Annotated in this window: 20 protein-coding genes and 1 other RNA gene; 12 read left to right on the forward strand and 9 right to left on the reverse strand. The window is 64.1% G+C overall.

Annotation, left to right across the window (positions count from 1 at the left end; all coding sequences use genetic code 11):
- Window positions 1-8: 8 nt before the first annotated feature.
- From trxA to WM94_RS01445, 5 genes are all read left to right on the forward strand, one after another.
- Window positions 9-338 carry a thioredoxin TrxA gene (gene trxA, locus WM94_RS01425; RefSeq protein ID WP_003253660.1) on the forward strand — a complete coding sequence of 110 codons (330 nt, stop codon included), beginning with the start codon at window positions 9-11 and terminating at the stop codon, window positions 336-338.
- A gap of 373 nt (window positions 339-711) precedes the next feature.
- Window positions 712-1,971 (forward strand): transcription termination factor Rho, encoded by a 1,260-nt coding sequence (rho, locus tag WM94_RS01430; protein ID WP_003253661.1) that lies wholly within the window; start codon window positions 712-714, stop codon window positions 1,969-1,971.
- Between the two features lie 219 nt (window positions 1,972-2,190).
- Complete coding sequence (gene ubiD, locus WM94_RS01435) at window positions 2,191-3,657, forward strand: 4-hydroxy-3-polyprenylbenzoate decarboxylase (RefSeq protein WP_013974733.1); 1,467 nt, start codon at window positions 2,191-2,193, stop codon at window positions 3,655-3,657.
- Window positions 3,657-4,625, forward strand: coding sequence for a CDP-6-deoxy-delta-3,4-glucoseen reductase (locus tag WM94_RS01440; RefSeq protein WP_061550265.1), 969 nt, complete (start codon window positions 3,657-3,659; stop codon window positions 4,623-4,625). Before ubiD ends, WM94_RS01440 begins: the two co-directional genes overlap by 1 nt.
- A 246-nt stretch (window positions 4,626-4,871) precedes the next feature.
- Window positions 4,872-5,522 (forward strand): gamma-glutamylcyclotransferase, encoded by a 651-nt coding sequence (locus tag WM94_RS01445; RefSeq protein ID WP_043935995.1) that lies wholly within the window; start codon window positions 4,872-4,874, stop codon window positions 5,520-5,522.
- A gap of 114 nt (window positions 5,523-5,636) precedes the next feature.
- On the opposite strand, the gene WM94_RS01450 is transcribed toward WM94_RS01445, so the two are convergent.
- Window positions 5,637-6,614, reverse strand: a complete 978-nt coding sequence (locus WM94_RS01450) for an NADPH:quinone oxidoreductase family protein (protein WP_061550266.1) — start codon at window positions 6,612-6,614, stop codon at window positions 5,637-5,639.
- Window positions 6,615-6,782: 168 nt separating this feature from the next.
- Between WM94_RS01450 and WM94_RS01455 the strand changes: the two genes are divergently transcribed.
- Complete coding sequence (locus WM94_RS01455) at window positions 6,783-7,187, forward strand: flagellar basal body-associated protein FliL (RefSeq protein WP_003259380.1); 405 nt, start codon at window positions 6,783-6,785, stop codon at window positions 7,185-7,187.
- Window positions 7,188-7,368: 181 nt separating this feature from the next.
- On the opposite strand, the gene WM94_RS01460 is transcribed toward WM94_RS01455, so the two are convergent.
- From WM94_RS01460 to WM94_RS01475, 4 genes are all read right to left on the reverse strand, one after another.
- The gene (locus tag WM94_RS01460; protein ID WP_039612295.1) at window positions 7,369-8,481 is read right to left on the reverse strand and encodes an ABC transporter permease; all 1,113 of its coding nucleotides are present in this window, start codon (window positions 8,479-8,481) and stop codon (window positions 7,369-7,371) included.
- 1 nt (window position 8,482) lies between these two features.
- The gene (rbbA, locus tag WM94_RS01465; protein ID WP_061550267.1) at window positions 8,483-11,203 is read right to left on the reverse strand and encodes a ribosome-associated ATPase/putative transporter RbbA; all 2,721 of its coding nucleotides are present in this window, start codon (window positions 11,201-11,203) and stop codon (window positions 8,483-8,485) included.
- Window positions 11,200-12,159: an HlyD family secretion protein gene (locus WM94_RS01470; protein ID WP_061550268.1), complete on the reverse strand. Its 960-nt coding sequence runs from the start codon at window positions 12,157-12,159 to the stop codon at window positions 11,200-11,202. The genes rbbA and WM94_RS01470 overlap by 4 nt, the downstream gene beginning before the upstream one ends.
- A 248-nt stretch (window positions 12,160-12,407) precedes the next feature.
- Window positions 12,408-12,857: an EVE domain-containing protein gene (locus WM94_RS01475; protein ID WP_061550269.1), complete on the reverse strand. Its 450-nt coding sequence runs from the start codon at window positions 12,855-12,857 to the stop codon at window positions 12,408-12,410.
- Between the two features lie 178 nt (window positions 12,858-13,035).
- Here WM94_RS01475 and WM94_RS30360 point away from each other — a divergent pair, with 178 nt between their 5' ends.
- Complete coding sequence (locus tag WM94_RS30360) at window positions 13,036-13,188, forward strand: hypothetical protein (RefSeq protein ID WP_170033651.1); 153 nt, start codon at window positions 13,036-13,038, stop codon at window positions 13,186-13,188.
- A gap of 18 nt (window positions 13,189-13,206) precedes the next feature.
- Here the strand turns inward: WM94_RS30360 and WM94_RS01480 are convergent, their stop codons facing one another.
- The 4 genes from WM94_RS01480 to WM94_RS01495 form a co-directional block, all read right to left on the reverse strand.
- Window positions 13,207-13,815: a 5-formyltetrahydrofolate cyclo-ligase gene (locus tag WM94_RS01480; protein ID WP_003259369.1), complete on the reverse strand. Its 609-nt coding sequence runs from the start codon at window positions 13,813-13,815 to the stop codon at window positions 13,207-13,209.
- 78 nt (window positions 13,816-13,893) lie between these two features.
- A non-coding RNA gene (gene ssrS / locus WM94_RS01485) (6S RNA) lies at window positions 13,894-14,073 on the reverse strand.
- A gap of 17 nt (window positions 14,074-14,090) precedes the next feature.
- Window positions 14,091-14,411, reverse strand: a complete 321-nt coding sequence (locus tag WM94_RS01490; protein ID WP_003259368.1) for a cell division protein ZapA — start codon at window positions 14,409-14,411, stop codon at window positions 14,091-14,093.
- A complete protein-coding gene (locus WM94_RS01495; protein WP_029886233.1) occupies window positions 14,408-14,590 on the reverse strand; it encodes a TIGR02449 family protein in 183 nt (60 codons plus the stop codon). Before WM94_RS01495 ends, WM94_RS01490 begins: the two co-directional genes overlap by 4 nt.
- Before the next feature lie 181 nt (window positions 14,591-14,771).
- On the opposite strand from WM94_RS01495, the gene WM94_RS01500 reads away from it, so the two are divergent.
- From WM94_RS01500 to WM94_RS01520, 5 genes are read left to right on the forward strand one after another with little or no spacing between them, the layout of a single operon-like run.
- Window positions 14,772-15,326 (forward strand): YecA family protein, encoded by a 555-nt coding sequence (locus WM94_RS01500; protein WP_013974723.1) that lies wholly within the window; start codon window positions 14,772-14,774, stop codon window positions 15,324-15,326.
- A 21-nt stretch (window positions 15,327-15,347) separates the two neighbouring features.
- On the forward strand, window positions 15,348-16,682 hold the full coding sequence (gene pepP / locus WM94_RS01505) for a Xaa-Pro aminopeptidase (protein WP_025341052.1): 1,335 nt from the start codon (window positions 15,348-15,350) through the stop codon (window positions 16,680-16,682).
- On the forward strand, window positions 16,679-17,878 hold the full coding sequence (ubiH, locus tag WM94_RS01510; protein ID WP_015272233.1) for a 2-octaprenyl-6-methoxyphenyl hydroxylase: 1,200 nt from the start codon (window positions 16,679-16,681) through the stop codon (window positions 17,876-17,878). The genes pepP and ubiH overlap by 4 nt, the downstream gene beginning before the upstream one ends.
- Window positions 17,875-18,360: a DUF4442 domain-containing protein gene (locus WM94_RS01515; protein WP_013974720.1), complete on the forward strand. Its 486-nt coding sequence runs from the start codon at window positions 17,875-17,877 to the stop codon at window positions 18,358-18,360. The genes ubiH and WM94_RS01515 overlap by 4 nt, the downstream gene beginning before the upstream one ends.
- A 9-nt stretch (window positions 18,361-18,369) precedes the next feature.
- Entirely contained in the window at window positions 18,370-19,587 is a 1,218-nt protein-coding gene (locus WM94_RS01520) for a 2-octaprenyl-3-methyl-6-methoxy-1,4-benzoquinol hydroxylase (RefSeq protein WP_177342342.1), read from the forward strand.
- The last annotated feature ends 183 nt before the right edge of the window (window positions 19,588-19,770 follow it).

The following is a 19,770-nucleotide window of genomic DNA, read 5'->3' on the forward strand; positions in this document are numbered from 1 at the left end:
AGATATCCATGAGCAGCGATCTGATCAAACATGTCACCGACGCCTCCTTCGAAGCCGATGTCCTTAAGGCCGAAGGCGCCGTACTGGTCGACTACTGGGCTGAATGGTGCGGTCCATGCAAGATGATCGCTCCGGTACTGGACGACATCGCCTCCACCTACGAGGGCAAGCTGACCGTCGCCAAGCTGAACATCGACGAGAACCAGGAAACCCCGGCCAAGCACGGCGTGCGTGGTATCCCGACGCTGATGCTGTTCAAGAACGGCAACGTCGAAGCCACCAAGGTCGGCGCCCTGTCCAAATCGCAGCTGGCCGCGTTCCTCGACGCCCACCTGTGATGTGAAAAAGCCCCGCAGATGCGGGGTTTTTTTTGCCTCTGCAAAGGCAGTCTTGCCCATGTAGGAGCAGCCTTGTGCTGCGAAAGGGCCGGTAAGGCTGACGTTGTCGCTGCGGCTGATGGCCTCTTCGCAGCACAAGGCTGCTCCTACAGACAGGTGTGTTGCAGCTGAAAATGGCAGGGCAAAACCACTAGACGCAGAAAAAAGCAAGTGTTACATTCGGCCTCGCACTGCTTCTCCAGTGCCCTCTACACGCCGTCGCCGAAGCATCCCTAATTCGAATCAGTACGCGATCTTGTCGCCATCTAGCGGCGCGGCCTCATTAAGCCAGAAGCTTAATTCTCCCTTCTTACATGATTACGTCATTCCCCTTATGAACCTGACTGAACTCAAGCAAAAGCCGATTACCGATCTTTTGGAAATGGCCGAACAGATGGGCATCGAAAACATGGCCCGTTCGCGCAAACAGGACGTGATTTTCGCCCTGCTGAAGAAGCACGCGAAAAGCGGCGAAGAGATCTCGGGTGACGGCGTGCTGGAGATTCTCCAGGATGGTTTCGGTTTCCTGCGTTCGGCTGATGCGTCCTACCTGGCCGGCCCTGACGATATCTACGTCTCGCCCAGCCAGATCCGCCGCTTCAACCTGCGTACCGGCGACACCATCGTCGGCAAGATCCGCCCGCCGAAGGAAGGGGAGCGTTACTTCGCCCTGCTGAAGGTCGACACCATCAACTTCGACCGCCCGGAAAACGCGAAGAACAAGATTCTGTTCGAAAACCTGACGCCGCTGTTCCCGAACAAGCGCCTGAAGATGGAAGCGGGTAACGGCTCCACCGAAGACCTGACCGGCCGCGTCATCGACCTGTGTGCCCCGATCGGCAAAGGTCAGCGTGGCCTGATCGTTGCTCCGCCGAAAGCGGGCAAGACGATCATGCTGCAGAACATCGCGGCCAACATCACCCGTAACAACCCCGAGTGCCACCTGATCGTCCTGCTGATCGACGAGCGCCCGGAAGAAGTGACCGAAATGCAGCGCACCGTGCGCGGCGAAGTGGTTGCCTCCACCTTCGACGAGCCGCCAACCCGCCACGTGCAGGTTGCCGAAATGGTAATCGAGAAGGCCAAGCGCCTGGTCGAGCACAAGAAGGACGTGGTCATCCTGCTGGACTCCATCACCCGTCTGGCGCGTGCCTACAACACCGTGATCCCGAGCTCCGGCAAGGTACTGACCGGTGGTGTCGACGCCCACGCCCTGGAGAAGCCGAAGCGCTTCTTCGGCGCCGCGCGTAACATCGAGGAAGGCGGTTCGCTGACCATCATCGCTACCGCGCTGGTCGAAACCGGCTCGAAGATGGACGAAGTGATCTACGAAGAGTTCAAGGGCACCGGCAACATGGAGCTGCCTCTGGACCGCCGCATCGCCGAGAAGCGCGTGTTCCCGGCCATCAACATCAACCGCTCCGGTACCCGCCGCGAAGAGCTGCTGACTGCCGACGACGAGCTGCAGCGCATGTGGATCCTGCGCAAGTTGCTGCACCCGATGGACGAAATCGCCGCCATCGAGTTCCTGGTCGACAAGCTCAAGCAGACCAAGACCAACGACGAGTTCTTCCTGTCGATGAAGCGCAAGTAAGCGTTTCAGGCCGGAATTGATTGGGGCTGCTTCGCAGCCCATCGCCGGCAAGCCAGCTCCCACAGGCACTGTACAGCTCTTGAAGCTTGTGCGGACTCTGTGGGAGCTGGCTTGCCGGCGATGGGGCGCGAAGCGGCCCCAAGTCATTTTTGGCCATTGGGTACTGAACGGCGCTACACTCTGCACCCCCGACCGATACGGCCAACATGAGGCTTCTGCATGCAGTATCGCGACTTGCGCGACTTCATCCGTGGCCTGGAACAGCGCGGCGAGCTCAAGCGCATCCAGGTTCCGATCTCCCCCGTCCTGGAAATGACCGAGGTCTGCGACCGCACCTTGCGTGCCAAGGGCCCTGCATTGCTGTTCGAAAAGCCCACCGGCTTCGATATCCCGGTGCTGGGCAACCTGTTCGGCACCCCGGAACGTGTGGCCATGGGCATGGGTGCCGAGTCGGTCGATGAACTGCGGGAAATCGGCAAGCTGCTGGCCTTCCTCAAGGAGCCGGAGCCGCCGAAGGGTCTGAAGGATGCCTGGTCCAAGCTTCCGATCTTCAAGAAAGTCGTGTCGATGGCGCCGAAAGTGGTCAAGGACGCGGTGTGTCAGGAAGTGGTCATCGAGGGCGATGACGTCGACCTCGGCGCTCTGCCAATCCAGCACTGCTGGCCGGGCGACGTGGCGCCGCTGATCACCTGGGGCCTTACCGTCACCCGCGGCCCGAACAAGGACCGTCAGAACCTGGGCATCTACCGCCAGCAGGTTATCGGCCGCAACAAGGTCATCATGCGCTGGCTCAGCCACCGTGGCGGCGCCCTGGACTACCGCGAATGGTGTGAGAAGAACCCTGGCCAGCCGTTCCCGGTGGCCGTGGCCCTGGGCGCCGACCCGGCGACCATCCTCGGCGCCGTGACCCCGGTGCCGGACACCCTCTCCGAGTATGCCTTTGCCGGCCTGCTGCGTGGCAACCGCACCGAACTGGTCAAGTGCCGGGGCAGCAACCTGCAGGTACCGGCCACCGCCGAAATCATCCTGGAAGGCGTGATCCACCCGGGCGAAATGGCGCCGGAAGGCCCGTATGGCGACCACACCGGCTACTACAACGAAGTGGACAGCTTCCCGGTGTTCACCGTCGAGCGCATCACCCATCGGCAGAAACCGATCTACCACAGCACCTACACCGGCCGCCCGCCAGATGAGCCGGCGATCCTCGGCGTGGCGCTGAACGAAGTGTTTGTGCCGATCCTGCAGAAGCAGTTCCCGGAAATCGTCGATTTCTATCTGCCACCGGAAGGCTGCTCGTATCGCATGGCGGTGGTGACCATGAAGAAGCAGTACCCGGGCCACGCCAAGCGCGTGATGCTGGGTGTGTGGTCGTTCCTGCGACAGTTCATGTACACCAAGTTCGTTATTGTCACCGATGACGATATCAATGCCCGTGACTGGAATGACGTGATCTGGGCCATCACCACACGCATGGACCCCAAGCGTGATACGGTGATGATCGACAACACCCCGATCGACTACCTGGACTTCGCGTCACCGGTATCCGGGCTGGGGTCGAAGATGGGCCTGGATGCCACGCACAAGTGGCCGGGCGAGACTACACGCGAATGGGGACGAGTCATCGTCAAGGACGAAGCCGTCACCCGCCGTATCGATGAGCTGTGGGATCAGTTGGGAATAGATTGATGCAGGTAACGTTGCAGCCGTCCGGGGCGGTGCTGGCGCTCGAACCCGGGGAACGGATCCTGGATGGAGCGCGGCGGCTGGGCTATGACTGCCCGAACAGCTGCCGCAATGGCAATTGCCATGTCTGCGCCGCGTTGTTGGTCGAAGGCCGGGTACGCCAGGACGGCGAAGTCCGCGACCATGGCGAGCTGTTCACCTGCATTGCCGAACCGCTGGAGGACTGCGTGTTGCTCTGGGATGGTGTGCTCGCCCTTGGCGAGCTGCCGGTGCGCAAACTGGCGTGCAGTGTCAGTGAGTGCGTCGAGGTCGGTGGCGACGTCTGGCGCGTGCGGTTGCGCGCGCCGGCTGGCAGGCCGCCGCGCTATCACGCGGGGCAGTACCTGATGATCGAGCGCGAAGGCGGCAAGCAGGCGGCGTTTTCGCTGGCTTCCGCACCCCATGCCGGGCGCGAGCTGGAGCTGCATGTGCTGGCGCGCGAGCCCAGTGCGCTGCAACTTATCGAACAGCTCAAGCGCGACGGCCTGGCGCGCATTGAAATGCCGTTCGGTGACACCCACCTGGCCGAGTTGCCCGACGGGCCGCTGGTGCTGATCGCTGCTGGCACCGGCATGGGTCAGATGCACAGCCTGGTCGAGCATTGCCGGGCACAGGGTTTCAAGCACCCGGTGCACCTGTACTGGGGCGTGCGTCGGCCCGAGGACTTCTACCAGATCGAGCACTGGGACGAATGGCAGCGCCTGCCCAACCTGTTCCTGCACCAGGTGGTCAGCGACCTGTGCGGTTGGGAAGGCCGTTGCGGCATGCTGCATGAGGCGGTCTGCGAAGACATCGCCGATCTCAACAGCGTGCATGTATATGCCAGCGGCTCGCCGAACATGATCTATGCCACGCTCGACGCCTTGGTCGAAGCCGGCATGGATGCGCATCGCATGCGTGCCGATGTGTTTGCCTACGCACCGCGCTGCTAATAACTGGAGTTTGAAAGTATTGGTATAAGGCGGTAATTGTTACCGCCTTGGCTAATAACTTTCACAGTTGCTGAAACAGTACTTTCCAGTCGTCGGGAGCGAGGATGAAACTCTGGCGGGAGGGCTTGAGTATTCCTGCACTTCTGTCCTATGGTTATTGCAAGCGCCCCTGGTACAGAGGCTTGGGGTCGCATCTTAATCGAATCTCGCTACATCCGTAGTTCACAGGGATAATGGCGGCAGCTTATGTCGGCACTTGAAAGTATGTCCTGGGAAGTTTCATATCCACCGACACTCGACTTCGGTCAGCAACATACTCGCGAACAGTTGTTCAACTCCATGAAGACAACCATGTCTCGCCATCAGGGTGGGCCGGTGTGGCTGTTCGCCTATGGTTCGTTGATCTGGCGGCCGGAATGCAACTCGGTGGAGCGCCAGCGCGCGCGGGTGCATGGTTACCACCGTGGCTTGTACCTGTGGTCGCATGAGCACCGTGGCACCCCGGAAACCCCTGGCCTGGTGTTCGGCCTGGACCGTGGTGGCTCCTGCAGCGGTTTTGCCTATCGGCTGGATGACAGCAGCCTGGACGATTCGCTGATGGCCTTGTGGCAGCGCGAGATGCCGTACCCGGCGTACCGGCCGCACTGGCTCAGCTGCCGGTTGGGTGATGGCAGCAAGGTGCAGGCCCTGGGCTTCGTGCTGGAGCGGCATTTGCCGTGCTATGCCGGGAACCTGCCGGACACCCTGCTCAGCCAGATCCTGGCCAGTGCCAAGGGGCGCTATGGCACCACGCGTGATTATGTCGAGCAGACCCTGAATGCCCTGCGCAGCCACCAGATGCCCGATCGCAACCTGGAGGCGCGTTTCAGGCGCTGCCATAACCTGCGGGAGGTTTGATCACCTGTGCCGGCTTCTTCGCGGGTGAACCCGCTCCCACAGGTACTGCACCTTCCTTGAGGGCGGTGCGGTCCTTGTGGGAGCGGGTTCACCCGCGAAAAGGCCGGAACTGTCTTACCTGGCCAGCACCACCAACTTACCCACAGCCTGACGCTGCCCCAACTTTTCAATGGCAGCCCCAGCCTCTGCCAGTGGATAAGTCTGCGACACCAGTGGCTTCAACTTGCCTTCGGCATGCCATGCAAACAGCTGCCGGAAGTTGGCCGCATTGTCCTCCGGCTGACGCTGGGCAAACGCCCCCCAGAACACCCCGAGCACCGCTGCGCCCTTGAGCAACACCAGGTTGGCCGCCAGCTGCGGGATGGTCCCGCTGGCAAAGCCCACCACCAGCAACCGGCCATTCCAGGCCAGCCCGCGCACGGCCTGCTCGAACAACTCGCCACCCACCGGGTCGTAGATCACGTCTACGCCCTGGCCGCCAGTCAGGCGCTTGATCTCTTCACGCAGGCTGGCCTGGCTGTAGTCGATCAGTTCATCCGCGCCGGCTGCCTTGGCCACGGCCAGTTTTTCCGCACTGCTGGCGGCCGCGAGCACCCGCGCGCCCATGGCCTTGCCGATCTCCACCGCCGCCAGGCCGACCCCGCCGGATGCACCCAGCACCAACAGGGTCTCGCCCGCCTGCAACTGGCCGCGCTGGCGCAGGGCGTGCATGGAGGTGCCGTAGGTCATGCCGAATGCCGCGGCAGTAGTGAAGTCCATGCTCGCCGGGATCGGCAACACATTGTAGAACGGCACCGCCACCTGCTCGGCGAATGCACCCCAGCCGGTCAGCGCCATGACCCGGTCACCGACCTTGAACGCGCCGGCCTTTTCCCCGACTGCGGCCACCAAGCCCGCTGCCTCGCCGCCGGGGGAGAACGGCAACGGTGGCTGGAACTGGTACTTGCCTTCGATGATCAGGGTGTCGGGGAAGTTGACCCCAGCGGCCTGCACATCCAGCAGGATCTCGTTTTTCTTCGGCACCGGGCTGGCCACCTCTTCCAGCACCAGGTCGCGCGCCGGGCCCAGGGTTTTGCACAACACAGCTTTCATCGGGCTATTCCTTTGCGGGTCGTGGCCGATAAGTGTAGGAGGGCCGCCTGCCCGGTCAACGAGCATGGGGCGCCCTGATGTGCAGGCATAAGCGGCGGCACAAGCACGGGCTTGGGTTTGAGCGGCATGCTGGGTAAGCTGGCACCAACTGTATTGAGGAGCGAATTCTTGAAAGCGTGGATCTTGATGGTGCTGGCGCTGCTGCTGCCGGCTGCGGCCATGGGCGAGGAAGCCAAGGAAGGGGCGCCGAAAGTCGCCTACATCAGCCTGAGCCCGCCCTTTGTGGGCAACTACGCCCTCGACGGTAGCCCGCGGCTGCGCGTGTACAAGGCCGACGTGGCCCTGCGCGTGACCGGCGACGAAGCCGCCAAGGCGGTGAAGCACCACGAGCCGCTGATCCGCAACCAGCTGGTGGCGCTGTTCACCCAACAGTCGGTGGACAGCATGAGCAATGTCGAGGCCAAGGAGCATCTTCGCCAGGAAGCGCTGAAACAGGTGCAGCAGGTGATGGAAGCCGAAGAGGGCAAACCGATCGTTGAAGACTTGCTGTTCAACAACCTGATCGTGCAGTGACCGGCAAGCCGGCTCTCTCAGGAACAGCGCAATCCGCACTGTGGCGCGATCCCTGTGGGAGCGGCTTTAGCCGCGAAGAATCCAACGCGGTGCATGGCACCGGCTGCGCCGGTGTTCGCGGGTAAACCCGCTCCCACAGGAATCGCGCAATCTTTCAGATTTTGAGCCGGGTATGCGCGGATCAAGACGCCAGGCTTCGACGAAACCGCGCCAGTGCCACGCCGAAGAACACCAGCCCGATCACGGCCAGCGCCAGGATGTCCGGCCACACCACCGTCCAACCGGCATCACGAAACAGAATTGCGGCGCCAAGGCTGACAAAGTGCGTCGACGGCGACCCCTGCATCACCCACTGCAGCCACTGCGGCATGCTGTCCAGCGGTGTGCTGCCGCCGGACAGCAACAGCATCGGGATGATCACCGGAATCGCCAGCAGGCCGAATTGTGGCGTCGAGCGCGCCAGGGTGGCGAGGAAGATGCCCAGTGCGGTACTGGCGAACAGGTAGAGCGCCGTCACGGCCAGGAACAGGCCCATCGAACCGGACAGCGGCACGCCAAGCGCGCCCTTGACCACCACCACCAGCGAAATCCAGGTACAGATCACCACTACCAGCGCGTTGCTGGCAATCTTCGCCAGCATGATTTCCAGCGCGGTCAGCGGTAGCACCAGCAGGTGGTCGAGGGTGCCGTGCTCGCGCTCGCGCAGCAACGCGGTGCCGGTGAGGATGATCGCCAGTATGGTGATGTTGTTGACGATCTGGATCACCGCAAGGAACCAGCCGCCCTCTAGGTTGGGGTTGAACAGAGCCTTGGCGTTTATTACCACCGGGCTCTGTGTGTTGCTGCGCTGGCTGTAGTCGAGCAACTCGCGTTCGAAGATGCGGCCGATGTAGCCGGCCCCCATGAACGCCTGGCTCATGGCCGTGGCGTCGACATAGATCTGCAGTTCCGGCGAGCGCCCGGCCAGCAGGTCGCTCTGGAAGTTCACCGGCACGTTGATCACGAAGGTGTACTGGCCGCTGTCCATGGCCTGGTCCAGACGCTGCGGGGCCAGTGGCACGGCGGGCTGGAACTCGGGTGGTTGCAGGGCTTCACCAAGCTTGCGCGATAGCAGGCTGTGGTCTTCGTCCACCATCGCGACACTGGCGTTGTGCACGCCGATCACCGAGCCGGCTGCCGGCATGTAAATGGCCACGCTGAAGGCATACAGCAGGAACAGCAGTAGCACGCTGTCATGGCGCAGGCTGGTCAGCTCTTTCAGGCCAAGACGCAGGGTGTGGTTCAGGCGTGACATATCAGGCCTCCTGCTTTTTCAGCATGGCCAGGCTCAGGCCGGTGAACACGGCAAAGAAGCTGAGCAGGATCAGGCACTGCGGCCACAGCTCGCGCAGTCCCAGCGCTTTGGTGAATGTGCCGACCGCGATATCGAGGAAGTAGCCCGCCGGGAACAGTTGGCCCATCACCGCCGCCGCGCCGTCCAGCGACGAGCGTGGCACGATCAGCCCGGAGAACTGGATGGTCGGCAGGCTGGTGATGATCATGGTGCCCAGGATGGCGGCGATCTGGGTGCGGGTGAAGGCCGAGATCAGCAGGCCCAGGCTGGTGGTAGCCAGCAGGTAGGCGACGCCGCCGCAGGCCAGGGCGAGCACGCTGCCCTTTAGCGGCACGGCGAACAGCCAGCGGTTCATCGCCACCAGCAGTGCCAGGTTGACCAGGCTCACGGCCAGGTAGGGCATCTGCTTGCCGAGGAGGAACTCCAGGCGGGTGAGGGGGGTGGCGTAGAAGTTGGTGATGGAGCCGAGCTCTTTCTCGCGGACGATACCCAGCGCGGTGAGCATGGCCGGGATGAAGGCGAGGATCAGCGCCATTACCCCTGGGCCGATGGCGTTCACGCTGACCACATCCTGGTTGTAGCGAAAACGGGTTTCCAGGCGCACCAGGTCCTGGCGCGGCTGCGGCTGTGGGCTGGCTTTGGCCAGTTGCTCGAGGTTGGCCTGGTGCACGGCTTCCACGTAATTGCGGCTGGTTTCGGCGCGGAACGGCATACCGCCATCGAGCCAGGCGGCCACCACCGGTTGACGCCCGGCATAGAGGTCGCGGCCGAAGCCGGGTGGAATTTCCAGTGCCAGTTTGATTTCCGAGCGCTGCAGGCGCTGGTGCATTTCGCGGGTGTCGCGGATGGGCGCCTGTTCGGCGAAATAGCGTGAACCACGGAAGGCTTCGAGGTAGGCACGGCTTTGCGGGCTCTGGTCCTGGTCGTGTACGGCGAAGGCGAGGTTTTCCACATCCAGTGAAATGCCATAGCCGAAGATCACCATCATGAACATCGCCCCCAGCAGGGCGAAGGCCAGGCGCACCTTGTCGCGCAACAGCTCCTTGCCCTCACGGCTGGCCACCGCCAGCAGGCGACGCAGGCTGAAGCCCTGGCGCAGCGGCGGCGCAGGCGCGGCGGCCTGTTCCAGCACGGCGTTGCCGGTGGCTTGCGGCGCCAGTTCCTGAGCTTGTTCCAGGCAGCGCACGAACGCGTCTTCCAGAGTGTTGCCCTGGTAGTGGCGTTGCAGGGCATCCGGCGTGTCGCAGGCCAGCACCCGGCCTGCATGCATAAGCGAGATACGGTCGCAGCGCTGGGCTTCGTTCATGAAGTGGGTAGAAAGGAAAATGGTCACGCCCTGCTCGCGTGAAAGCTCCACCAGCAGGCGCCAGAAGTCGTCACGGGCAGCCGGGTCGACACCGGAGGTGGGTTCGTCGAGGATCAGCACTTCCGGTCGGTGCAGCACCGCTACCGCCAGTGACAGGCGCTGACGCAGGCCGAGGGGCAGGGCGCCGGATGGCTGGTCGGCGATGGCACCCAGGTCGAAGCGCTCGATCAGCTCGTCGATGCGCCGGGCGCTCTCGGCCTTGGGCAGGTCGAACAGGCGTGCATGCAGAGTGAGGTTCTGCCGGGTGTTGAGCTCCCCATACAGCGAAAAACTTTGCGACATGAAACCGACCCGCTTGCGCGTGGCCAGGTCGCTGGCATCCACCGGGCGGCCGAGCAGGCTGGCGCTGCCTTCGCTGGCCGGCATCAGGCCGGTGAGCACTTTCATGGTGGTGGTCTTGCCGCAGCCGTTGGAGCCCAGGAAGCCGAAAATCTCCCCGCGGCCAATGGCGAAGCTGACCTTGTTCACGGCAGTGAAATCGCCAAAGCGCAGGGTCAGGTCGTGAGCCTCGATGGCGACCGAGGTGTCAGTGGCCGGGCGCGGTGGAATGATGAGCGGACGATGTTGTGCCTTGCCCGCGCCCTGGTAGTGAGTGAAGGCGTCGTCCAGCTTGCCACTGGGGGTGACTGCGCTCAGCTCATGGCTGGGGCCGGCGGCCAGCAGGCGGCCGCCATCGAGCATCAGGCAATGCTCGAACTGTTCGGCCTCCTCCATGTAGGCGGTGGCCACCAGCAGGGTCAGTTGCGGGCGCTGTGCGCGTACCTGTTCGACCAGCTGCCAGAAGCGCCGCCGCGACAGTGGGTCGACGCCGGTGGTCGGCTCGTCGAGGATCAGCAGGTCCGGCTCGTGGATCAGCGCGCAGCATAGGCCAAGCTTCTGCTTCATGCCGCCCGACAGTTTGCCCGCCGGGCGCTCGGCAAAGCGCTGCAGGTCGGTGGCCTGTAGCAGGTTGGCCATGCGCTGTTCGCATTCGCGACGGCCGAGGCCGAACAGGGTGGCGAAAAAGCGAATGTTCTCGCTGATCGACAGCTCCGGATACAGGTTGTTGCCCAGCCCCTGCGGCATGAACGCCACTTTCGGGTATAGCGCCCCGCGATGGCGCCGCTGGCGGATCGAACCACCCAGCACCTGCAGTTCGCCCTGTTGCAGGCGCTTGACGCCGGCGATCAGCCCCAGCAGGGTCGATTTGCCAGCCCCGTCAGGGCCGATCAGCGCGCAACGGGTGCCCGCCGGCAGGCTGAACCCGAGGGGATGCAGGGCCACCAGGTCGCCGTAGCGATGGCTGATACCCTCGGCCAGCAGTGCCGGGGCGTTCATCGCAGGTTGGCCGGCCAGTCCACCTCAGCCGTGCGTACATAGCCGGCGCCTGGCATGCCCGGTTTGGCCTGCGGCACGGCGCCCGGGTCGGTCAGGCGCAGCTTGACCCGGAACACCAGCTTCTGCCGCTCGTCGCGGGTTTCCACCTGCTTGGGGGTGAACTGGGCCTTGGCCGCGACAAAGGCCACCTTCGCCGGCAGCGCCCGCTCGGGCAGGGCGTCGAGCACGATCCGCGCCTGGTCGCCGACGGTCAGTCGGCCGCTGGTGGCCGCCGGCAGGTAGAGGTTCATGTACTGGTCGCTGGGGTCGATCAGCATCAGCACGCGGCCGCCGGCACCCAGCACTTCACCGGGCTCGGCCAGGCGCAGCTGGATGATGCCACTGATCGGTGCGCGCAGACTGCTGTCGTCGATTTCGCTGGTGAGCTGCGCTACCTGGGCCTCGGCGGCGCCGATGGCGGCCTTGATCGCCGCCAGTTGGGCGCGGGCGGCGACCACGGCGGCGTTGGCTGTGTCGAAGCGCGCCTGCTGTTGGTCGAGCAATTGCTGGCTAGCGTATTTGCGCTGGAAGATCTCACGCACGCGCTTGAGCTCCTGGCTGGCCAGCAGCAGTTCACTTTGGCGCAGCTGCACGCTGGCCTGGGCGGCGGCGTAGTTTTCCCGGGCGCGCAGCACTTCGGCTTCGGCCTGGCTGCGCTGGGCTTCCATGGTACGGGTGTCGATGCGCGCCAACAGTTGGCCGCGAGACACCTTGTCACCTTCGTCGACCAGCACCTCGGCCAGGCGGCCAGGGATTTTGCTGGCGATCTGCACTTCGGTGGCCTCCAGGCGGCCGTTGCCCATGCTCAGGCCTTCGGGCAACTGGTCGTGGATCGACTTCCAGTACCCCAGCCCACCGGCTGCTGCGAGTAGGGCGATCAGCGCGGTGGCGAAGATCCTGGGGGCGTATCGGTTCATCGGTCTGCATCCTTGCGGTCATGCACACTGCATCATGGCCTGCGGCCATGAGCGATGTGTTGATGCCGGTCAAAGTCCTTATGCGGTGCCTGTGGGAGCGGCCTTGTGTCGCGAAAGGGCGCGCAACGCGGCCCCAGGATTTTCGCGCCCCTGCACAAATCTATGGGGCTGCTTCGCAGCCCTTTCGCGACGCAAGGCCGCTCCCACATTACCGAGTAACTGCGCAAAGACTGACCTTAGCCGCAGTTTCAACGCAAAGCGACAATCACCGCCCATTGCTCTGGCGTCACCGGCATCACCGACAGGCGGCTGCCCTTCTGCACCAGCGGCAGTTCGGCCAGGCCTATCTGCTGTTTCAGCCAGCCTAGCTCCAGCACCCGTGGCAGGGTTTGCACATGGGCCACATCGACCGCGCTCCAAGGGTTCTTGTCGGCCGTGGCCTTGGCATCGTAGTAGGGGCTCTGCGGGTCCAGCGCGGTTGGGTCCGGGTAGGCTGCGCGGGTGATCCTGGCAATGCCGGCGATGCCCGGCTGCGGACAGCTGGAGTGGTAGAAGAAGAACTCGTCGCCAACGCTCATGGCCCGCAGGAAATTACGTGCCTGATAGTTGCGCACGCCGTCCCAGCGCGCTTCGCCAAGCCGGCCGAGGGCTTCGATGGAGAGCTCGTCGGGCTCGGATTTCATCAGCCAGTAGGCCATGGGTGCTGCTCCTGAAAAGGTTTGAAATAACCTGTTGCACGAAACCGACAGCCGGTTGGCGTCAAGGTTTGCGTGCAGACGCAGGTTGTCGGAAAATGCGCCCCGTTTAAAGCGCGATGCTCCGGCAATACCCAGAAAGTTGCCGAGCGTGAACAGTTTGCCTGGGGGGCAATCTTCGATGAATCAACGTAACAAGCCGGATCTGTTGTGGGTCTTGGTGTTCATTTTCGGCCTGGGTGTGGTCACTACCGGTTATGCGCAAGGGTTCTGGGAGCGCAAGCTGGACAACGCCTATCAGATGCCGGTCGACGCCAGCCAGCCGCAACGTTGATGCCCCCGCTGGCGCCGCTCAACGCGGCGCCAGGTACCAGCCACGGTCCGAGACCGTCCCCTGCAGCGGTACATCCCAACTGGCCTGAGCCAGCCGCTCGACCTTCTGGCATTCATGTGCCAGCCCCAACAGCAACGGCTTTTTCCAGGTCTGGCGACGCGCCTGGTAGGCTAGGCTGCGATCATAGAAACCACCGCCCATTCCCAGGCGACCGCCCACTTCGTCGAAACCGACCAGCGGTAGCAGGATCAGGTCCAGCGACCAGATCGGGCGCTGGCGCTTGCGCTCGGTGACCGGCTCGGGAATGCGAAAGCGGTTGGGCTTGAGCTTCTCGCCCTGCTCGAAGCGCTGGAACACCATGCGCGTGCGCGGCCAGGCGTGCAGCACCGGCAGGTAGGTGCGCTTGCCGCGGCGCTGGGCTTCGCGCAGCAGCAGGTAAGGATCGATCTCGCCGTCGTTGGGCAGGTACAGGGCAATGTGCCGGGCGCGGCGGAACAGCGGGTGCTGCGCAAGCTGGCGATACAGGCCAAGGGCGGCCTGGCGTTGCTGGGCAGGGGTAAGGGCGCGGCGGGCATTGCGGAGCAGGCGACGGAGCTGGGGGCGGGTGAGCTGCGCGGTGTCGGTCATGGCACGGGCGATCCCAGGTGCTGGCCGACGTGGTCGGCCAAAACGAATTGCCCGCCGGAAGGGCGGGCAAGAGAATTCAGGCTCCCCGATAAGACCGCTATCGGTGTAGCCCTTGAACCCGAAAGTTCAAGGTGGAGATTGCAGGGGGCGTTAAGGCTTTCCGTCGGGCGGACATGCACACCGGCCCCAGCGTGCAACCCCCGTGGTTGTGCGTATCGGCTCAGGGACATAACCGACTGGCGCATCCCCCAGGGAGTGGCGCCAGTATACCAATCTCAGCCGATTTTGGTATCCGCGTCGTCGGACAGTGCCTGGTCGACCCGTTCCAGCAGGTCGCGCACCTGTTCGCGGGTGGTGCCGCCTGCCGGAGCATCGTTGCGGTCTTCCTGGCGGTGCAGCATTTCGTGGGTGATGTTCAACGCTGCCATGACCGCGATGCGGTCGGCGCCGATCACCTTGCCGCTGCTGCGGATTTCGCGCATCTTGCCGTCCAGGTAGCGCGCGGCACTGACCAGGTTGTTGCGCTCTTCCGGCGGGCAGATGATCGAATATTCCTTGTCGAGGATCTGCACGGTGACGCTATTGCTTGAACTCATGAGTCTTGCTCCAGAGCCTTGAGGCGTAAAATCATCGACTCGACCTTGCGCTTGGCGATCTCGTTCTTTTCGATGAGGTGGGCGCGCTCTTCGCGCCAGGACTTTTCCTGAGCTACTAGGAGTGCATTTTGCCGTTTTAGTTGCTCGACACGTTCGATCAGCAACTCGAATCGGCTCATCAGTGCCTGCAGGTCGTTCTCTTGCGTGGGTTGCACTCGATTCGCTCCGTCGTTGAGTCACCTGGCGATGATGCCTCTCCCTGGGCGGCGACGGCCAGTGCCGATGGTCTTGGCGCGCCTGCCGGTGCTAGGATACAAGGTCTCCATTCTAGTCATTGCGCCGTCTGGCGCCTAGCTGCCCATGCCCAATACCCAATCGCCCTACATCGCCTTCGCCATGCTGCTGTCCAGCAATGGCCATCCTGTAACCCCGGCCGAACTGCACGGCCTGCTGATCGGCCGCAGCTGCGCCGGTGCCGGCTTCGACGCCGACGGCTGGCTGGCCGATGCCGCCCAGCTGCTGGAAACCGAGCCCGGTGACACCGTACGTAACGCACTGGTCGGCCTGCAGGAAATGGTCAAGGGCGAACTGACCAGCGACGAAATGGCGATCGTCCTGCTGCTGCCTTCCGACGACGCCGCCCTGAGCGATCGCGCCACCGCGCTGGGTCAGTGGTGCCAGGGCTTCATCACCGGTTTCGGCCTGAATGCCGGTGGCAAGGACCTGTCCGACGAGGCCAAGGAAGTGCTGCAGGACCTGGTGGCCATTTCCCAGGTCCAGGAAGCCCTCGAGGAGTCCGAGGATGGCGAGAGCGATTACATGGAAGTCATGGAATACCTGCGTGTGGCGCCGTTGCTGCTGTTCTCCGAGCTGGCCAAGCCGGCCGCCCCTGCACCCAAGCCATCGCTGCACTGATCAACCAGGGGTAGTCTGCCCATGAGCCACATTCCCAAGGCCGAGTATGCCCGTCGGCGCAAGGCGCTGATGGCGCAGATGGTCCCCAACAGCATCGCCATCCTGCCCGCCGCCGCGGTTGCCATCCGCAACCGCGACGTCGAGCACGTTTACCGCCAGGACAGCGACTTCCAGTACCTCAGTGGTTTCCCCGAGCCGGAAGCGGTGATTGCGCTGATCCCCGGGCGCGAGCATGGCGAATACGTGCTGTTCTGCCGTGAACGCAACCCCGAGCGCGAGCTGTGGGATGGTCTGCGGGCCGGCCAGGAAGGTGCGGTGCGCGATTTTGGCGCAGACGATGCCTTCCCCATCACCGACATCGACGAGATCCTGCCGGGCCTGATCGAAGGCCGTGAGCGGGTGTACAGCGCCATGGGCAGCAACCCCGAGTTCGATCGCCGGCTGATGGACTGGATCAACGTGATCCGCTCCAAGGCGCGCCTGGGGGCCCAGCCGCCGAACGAGTTCGTTGCGCTGGATCATCTGCTGCACGACATGCGTCTGTATAAATCGGCAGCGGAAGTGAAGGTGATGCGCGCTGCCGCAGACATCTCGGCGCGGGCCCACGTGCGGGCCATGCAGGCCTGCCGGGCCGGCTTGCACGAATACAGCCTGGAAGCCGAGCTGGACTACGAGTTCCGCAAGGGCGGGGCGAAGATGCCGGCCTACGGCTCGATAGTCGCGGCTGGGCGCAATGGCTGCATCCTGCACTATCAGCAGAACGACGCCCCACTCAAGGATGGCGACCTGGTGTTGATCGACGCCGGCTGCGAGATCGACTGCTACGCCAGCGACATCACCCGTACCTTCCCGGTCAGCGGGCGCTTTTCGCCGGAGCAGAAGGCCATCTACGAGCTGGTGCTCAAGGCCCAGGCAGCGGCGTTTGCCGAAATCGCCCCTGGCAAGCACTGGAACCACGCCCATGAGGCGACCGTGCGGGTCATCACCGAGGGCCTGGTGGAACTGGGCCTGCTGACGGGCGAGGTACAGGCGCTGATCGACAGCGAGGCCTATCGTGCCTTCTACATGCACCGCGCCGGGCACTGGCTGGGCATGGATGTGCACGATGTGGGCGAGTACAAGGTGGGCGGCGAGTGGCGGGTGCTCGAACCCGGCATGGCGCTGACCGTCGAGCCGGGCATCTACATAGGCGCCGACAATCAGGCCGTGGCCAAGAAATGGCGCGGCATTGGTGTAAGGATCGAGGACGACGTGGTAGTGACCAGGCAAGGCTGTGAAATCCTGACTTCGGGCGTGCCGCGCACGGTCGCCGAGATCGAGGCGCTGATGCAGGCCGCCCGCAAGGACGCGGCATGAATCGGGTAAACCTGGCGATCATCGGTGGCGGCCTGGTGGGCGCGAGCCTGGCCCTGGCCCTGCAGGCGGGGGCCAAGGCGCGAGGCTGGAAGATCCTGCTGATCGAGCCGTTCGCCCCCGGTGACAGCTTCCAGCCCAGCTACGACGCGCGTTCATCGGCACTGTCGTTCGGTACCCAGCAGATCTACCAGCAGTTGGGCCTGTGGCAGGCCATCGGCCATCGCGCCGAGCCGATCTTGCAGATTCACGTGTCCGACCGCGGCCGTTTCGGTGCCACCCGCCTGGATGCCCGGGAAGAGGGTGTGCCGGCGCTTGGCTACGTGGTGGAAAACGCCTGGCTGGGCCAGTGCCTTTGGCAAGGGCTGGACAGCGAGGTGGTGAGCTGGCGCTGCCCGGCGGAAGTGACTGCGATGCAGGCCATCGAAGGTGGTTACCGCCTGCAGCTGAACGATGACACCCAGTTGGAGTGCGACCTGGCTGTACTGGCCGACGGTGGCCGTTCCGGCCTGCGCGAACAACTGGGTATCCACGTGCGCCACACGCCCTACCAACAGAGCGCGCTGATCGCCAACATAACCCCGGGCGAGGCCCACGGCGGCCAGGCCTTCGAACGTTTCACCGAAGAAGGCCCCATGGCCCTGCTGCCGCTGCCGGATAACCGCTGCGCGCTGGTCTGGACCCGCCAGGGCATGGACGCGCGGCGTCTGGCCGACATCGACGAGCGCAATTTCCTGCGTGAACTGCAGGGCGTGTTCGGCTATCGCCTGGGCGCCTTGCGCCAGGTCGGCGCGCGGCACCTCTACCCACTGTCGCTGATCGAGGCCCAGGAGCAGGTGCGGCCGCATCTGGTGGTGCTGGGTAACGCCGCGCACAGCCTGCACCCTATTGCCGGCCAAGGCTTCAATCTGTCGCTGCGTGACGTGCAGGCGCTTGCCGAGGCGCTGCTGGCCGGCCCGCAGCAGCCTGGCGACCTGACAACATTGCAGGCCTACCACCAGCGCCAGCGCGTGGACCAGGCCATGACCATCGGCTTTTCCGATCAGGTCACCCGTCTGTTCGGCAGCAGCCAGCCATTGCTGGCCGCCGGCCGCAACCTTGGCCTGCTCGGGCTCGACCTGCTGCCACCGGCCAAAAGCTGGTTCGCCCGCCAGGCCATGGGCCTGGGCACCCGCCCCGATCCGCGAGGTCAGGCATGAGTGACAACACGCGCAGGCTGGCGCGCCGGGCGTGCCTGTTGCGCTGGCGGCTGAACCTGTTCCCGCCGCACCTCGGCGCTGGTATCCGCGTACAGCACATCAGCCCGGACCTGCGCAGCGTCAAGGTGGCGATGAAGCTGACCCGCTGGAACCGCAACTACGTCGGCACCCAGTGCGGCGGCAGCCTGTACGGCATGGTCGACCCGTTCTACATGCTGCTGTTGATCGAGCAGCTGGGGCGTGACTACATCGTCTGGGACAAGGCCGCCAGCATCGATTTCATTTCGCCGGGCAAAGGCCCGGTGTATGCCGAACTCCACGTCGATGACGCGCTGCTGGACGAAATCCGCCAGCAGACTGCCACCGGCAAGAAGTGCCTGCCGCGTTTGCAGGTCGATATCCGCGACGGCGCCGGCGAGCTGGTGGCGCGGGTCGATAAAACCCTATATGTGCGGCTCAAGCCGCAAGCGAGGCTGGCGTAAGGCATGGAAATGCGCGCAGATCTGTTGATTGTCGGTGCCGGTATGGTCGGCAGCGCCCTGGCCCTGGCGTTGCGCCACAGTGGCTTGCAAATCCTCTTGCTCGACGGTGGCCCGCTGACGGTCAAGCCGTTCGATGCCCAGGCCCCGTTCGAGCCGCGTGTCAGCGCGCTGTCGGCAGCCAGCCAGCGCATCCTCGAGCGCCTTGGCGCTTGGGATGGCATCGCCCGCCGGCGTGTCACGCCATACTCGGACATGCATGTATGGGATGGCAGCGGCACCGGGCAGATTCACTTCTCGGCTGCCAGCGTGCATGCCCAAGTGCTCGGCCACATCGTCGAGAACCGGGTGGTGCAGGATGGCCTGCTGGAGCGCCTGCATGACAGCGATATCGGCCTGCTGCCCAATGCGCGGCTCGAACAGCTGCGACGCTCCGGCGACGAGTGGCTGCTGACCCTCGCCGATGGCCGCCAGCTGCGTGCGCCGCTGGTGATCGCGGCCGACGGTGCCAACTCGGCAGTGCGGCGCCTGGCCGGCTGCGAAACCCGCGAGTGGGATTACCTGCACCACGCCATTGTCACCAGCGTGCGTTGCAGCGCCGGGCACCAGGCCACGGCCTGGCAGCGCTTTACCGACGAAGGACCATTGGCGTTCCTGCCGCTGACCCGCGACGGCCAGCAGGACTGGTGCTCGATCGTGTGGTCGACCACGCCGGAGCATGCCGAGCAGTTGATGGCGCTGGATGAAGCTGCGTTCCTGAAGGCCCTTGAGCGGGCTTTCGAGGGGCGCCTGGGTGATGTACTGCAGGCCGACCCTCGGGTGTGCGTGCCGCTGCGCCAGCGCCACGCCAAGCGCTATGTGGATGAAGGCCTGGCATTGATCGGCGATGCCGCGCACACCATTCACCCGCTGGCCGGGCAGGGCGTCAACCTGGGCTTCCTCGATGCTGCAGTGCTGGCCGAGGTGCTGGTCAACGCCTGCGAGCGTGGCGAGCGGCTGGCGGATGTGAAGGTACTGAGCCGTTACGAGCGACGGCGCATGCCGCACAACCTGGCGCTGATGGCGGCGATGGAGGGGTTCGAGCGGTTGTTCCAGGCCAACCCGTTGCCGTTGCGCTGGTTGCGTAACAGCGGGTTGAAGCTGGTGGAGCAGATGCCGGAGGCCAAGGCGATGTTCGTGCGGCAGGCGCTGGGTTTGAGCGGTGACCTTCCGGATCTGGCCAAAGCCTGAAGGTCTTGCACGATCAGCTGTAGGAGCAGCCTTGTGCTGCGAAGAGGCCCGGGAAGCCAGCCAATCATTCAGATTGGGCTGCCAGCCCTTTCGCAGCACAAGGCTGCTCCTACACAGACGAAGCAAGTTCTGCAACATCCGGTAACGGCTAGGTAGATGAGTCGGAAAATGGGATTCACTACC

The organism is Pseudomonas sp. ABFPK, from assembly GCF_001586765.1.
Taxonomy (GTDB): domain Bacteria; phylum Pseudomonadota; class Gammaproteobacteria; order Pseudomonadales; family Pseudomonadaceae; genus Aquipseudomonas; species Aquipseudomonas asiatica.

Coding starts and splice junctions, on each gene's coding strand:
- trxA (WP_003253660.1), top strand. CDS start 9: ATGAGCAGCGATCTGATCAAACATGTCACCGACGCCTCCTTCGAAGCC.
- rho (WP_003253661.1), top strand. CDS start 712: ATGAACCTGACTGAACTCAAGCAAAAGCCGATTACCGATCTTTTGGAA.
- ubiD (WP_013974733.1), top strand. CDS start 2,191: ATGCAGTATCGCGACTTGCGCGACTTCATCCGTGGCCTGGAACAGCGC.
- WM94_RS01440 (WP_061550265.1), top strand. CDS start 3,657: ATGCAGGTAACGTTGCAGCCGTCCGGGGCGGTGCTGGCGCTCGAACCC.
- WM94_RS01445 (WP_043935995.1), top strand. CDS start 4,872: ATGTCGGCACTTGAAAGTATGTCCTGGGAAGTTTCATATCCACCGACA.
- WM94_RS01450 (WP_061550266.1), bottom strand. CDS start 6,614: ATGAAAGCTGTGTTGTGCAAAACCCTGGGCCCGGCGCGCGACCTGGTG.
- WM94_RS01460 (WP_039612295.1), bottom strand. CDS start 8,481: ATGTCACGCCTGAACCACACCCTGCGTCTTGGCCTGAAAGAGCTGACC.
- rbbA (WP_061550267.1), bottom strand. CDS start 11,203: ATGAACGCCCCGGCACTGCTGGCCGAGGGTATCAGCCATCGCTACGGC.
- WM94_RS01470 (WP_061550268.1), bottom strand. CDS start 12,159: ATGAACCGATACGCCCCCAGGATCTTCGCCACCGCGCTGATCGCCCTA.
- WM94_RS01475 (WP_061550269.1), bottom strand. CDS start 12,857: ATGGCCTACTGGCTGATGAAATCCGAGCCCGACGAGCTCTCCATCGAA.
- WM94_RS30360 (WP_170033651.1), top strand. CDS start 13,036: ATGAATCAACGTAACAAGCCGGATCTGTTGTGGGTCTTGGTGTTCATT.
- WM94_RS01480 (WP_003259369.1), bottom strand. CDS start 13,815: ATGACCGACACCGCGCAGCTCACCCGCCCCCAGCTCCGTCGCCTGCTC.
- WM94_RS01490 (WP_003259368.1), bottom strand. CDS start 14,411: ATGAGTTCAAGCAATAGCGTCACCGTGCAGATCCTCGACAAGGAATAT.
- WM94_RS01495 (WP_029886233.1), bottom strand. CDS start 14,590: ATGAGCCGATTCGAGTTGCTGATCGAACGTGTCGAGCAACTAAAACGG.
- WM94_RS01500 (WP_013974723.1), top strand. CDS start 14,772: ATGCCCAATACCCAATCGCCCTACATCGCCTTCGCCATGCTGCTGTCC.
- pepP (WP_025341052.1), top strand. CDS start 15,348: ATGAGCCACATTCCCAAGGCCGAGTATGCCCGTCGGCGCAAGGCGCTG.
- ubiH (WP_015272233.1), top strand. CDS start 16,679: ATGAATCGGGTAAACCTGGCGATCATCGGTGGCGGCCTGGTGGGCGCG.
- WM94_RS01515 (WP_013974720.1), top strand. CDS start 17,875: ATGAGTGACAACACGCGCAGGCTGGCGCGCCGGGCGTGCCTGTTGCGC.
- WM94_RS01520 (WP_177342342.1), top strand. CDS start 18,370: ATGCGCGCAGATCTGTTGATTGTCGGTGCCGGTATGGTCGGCAGCGCC.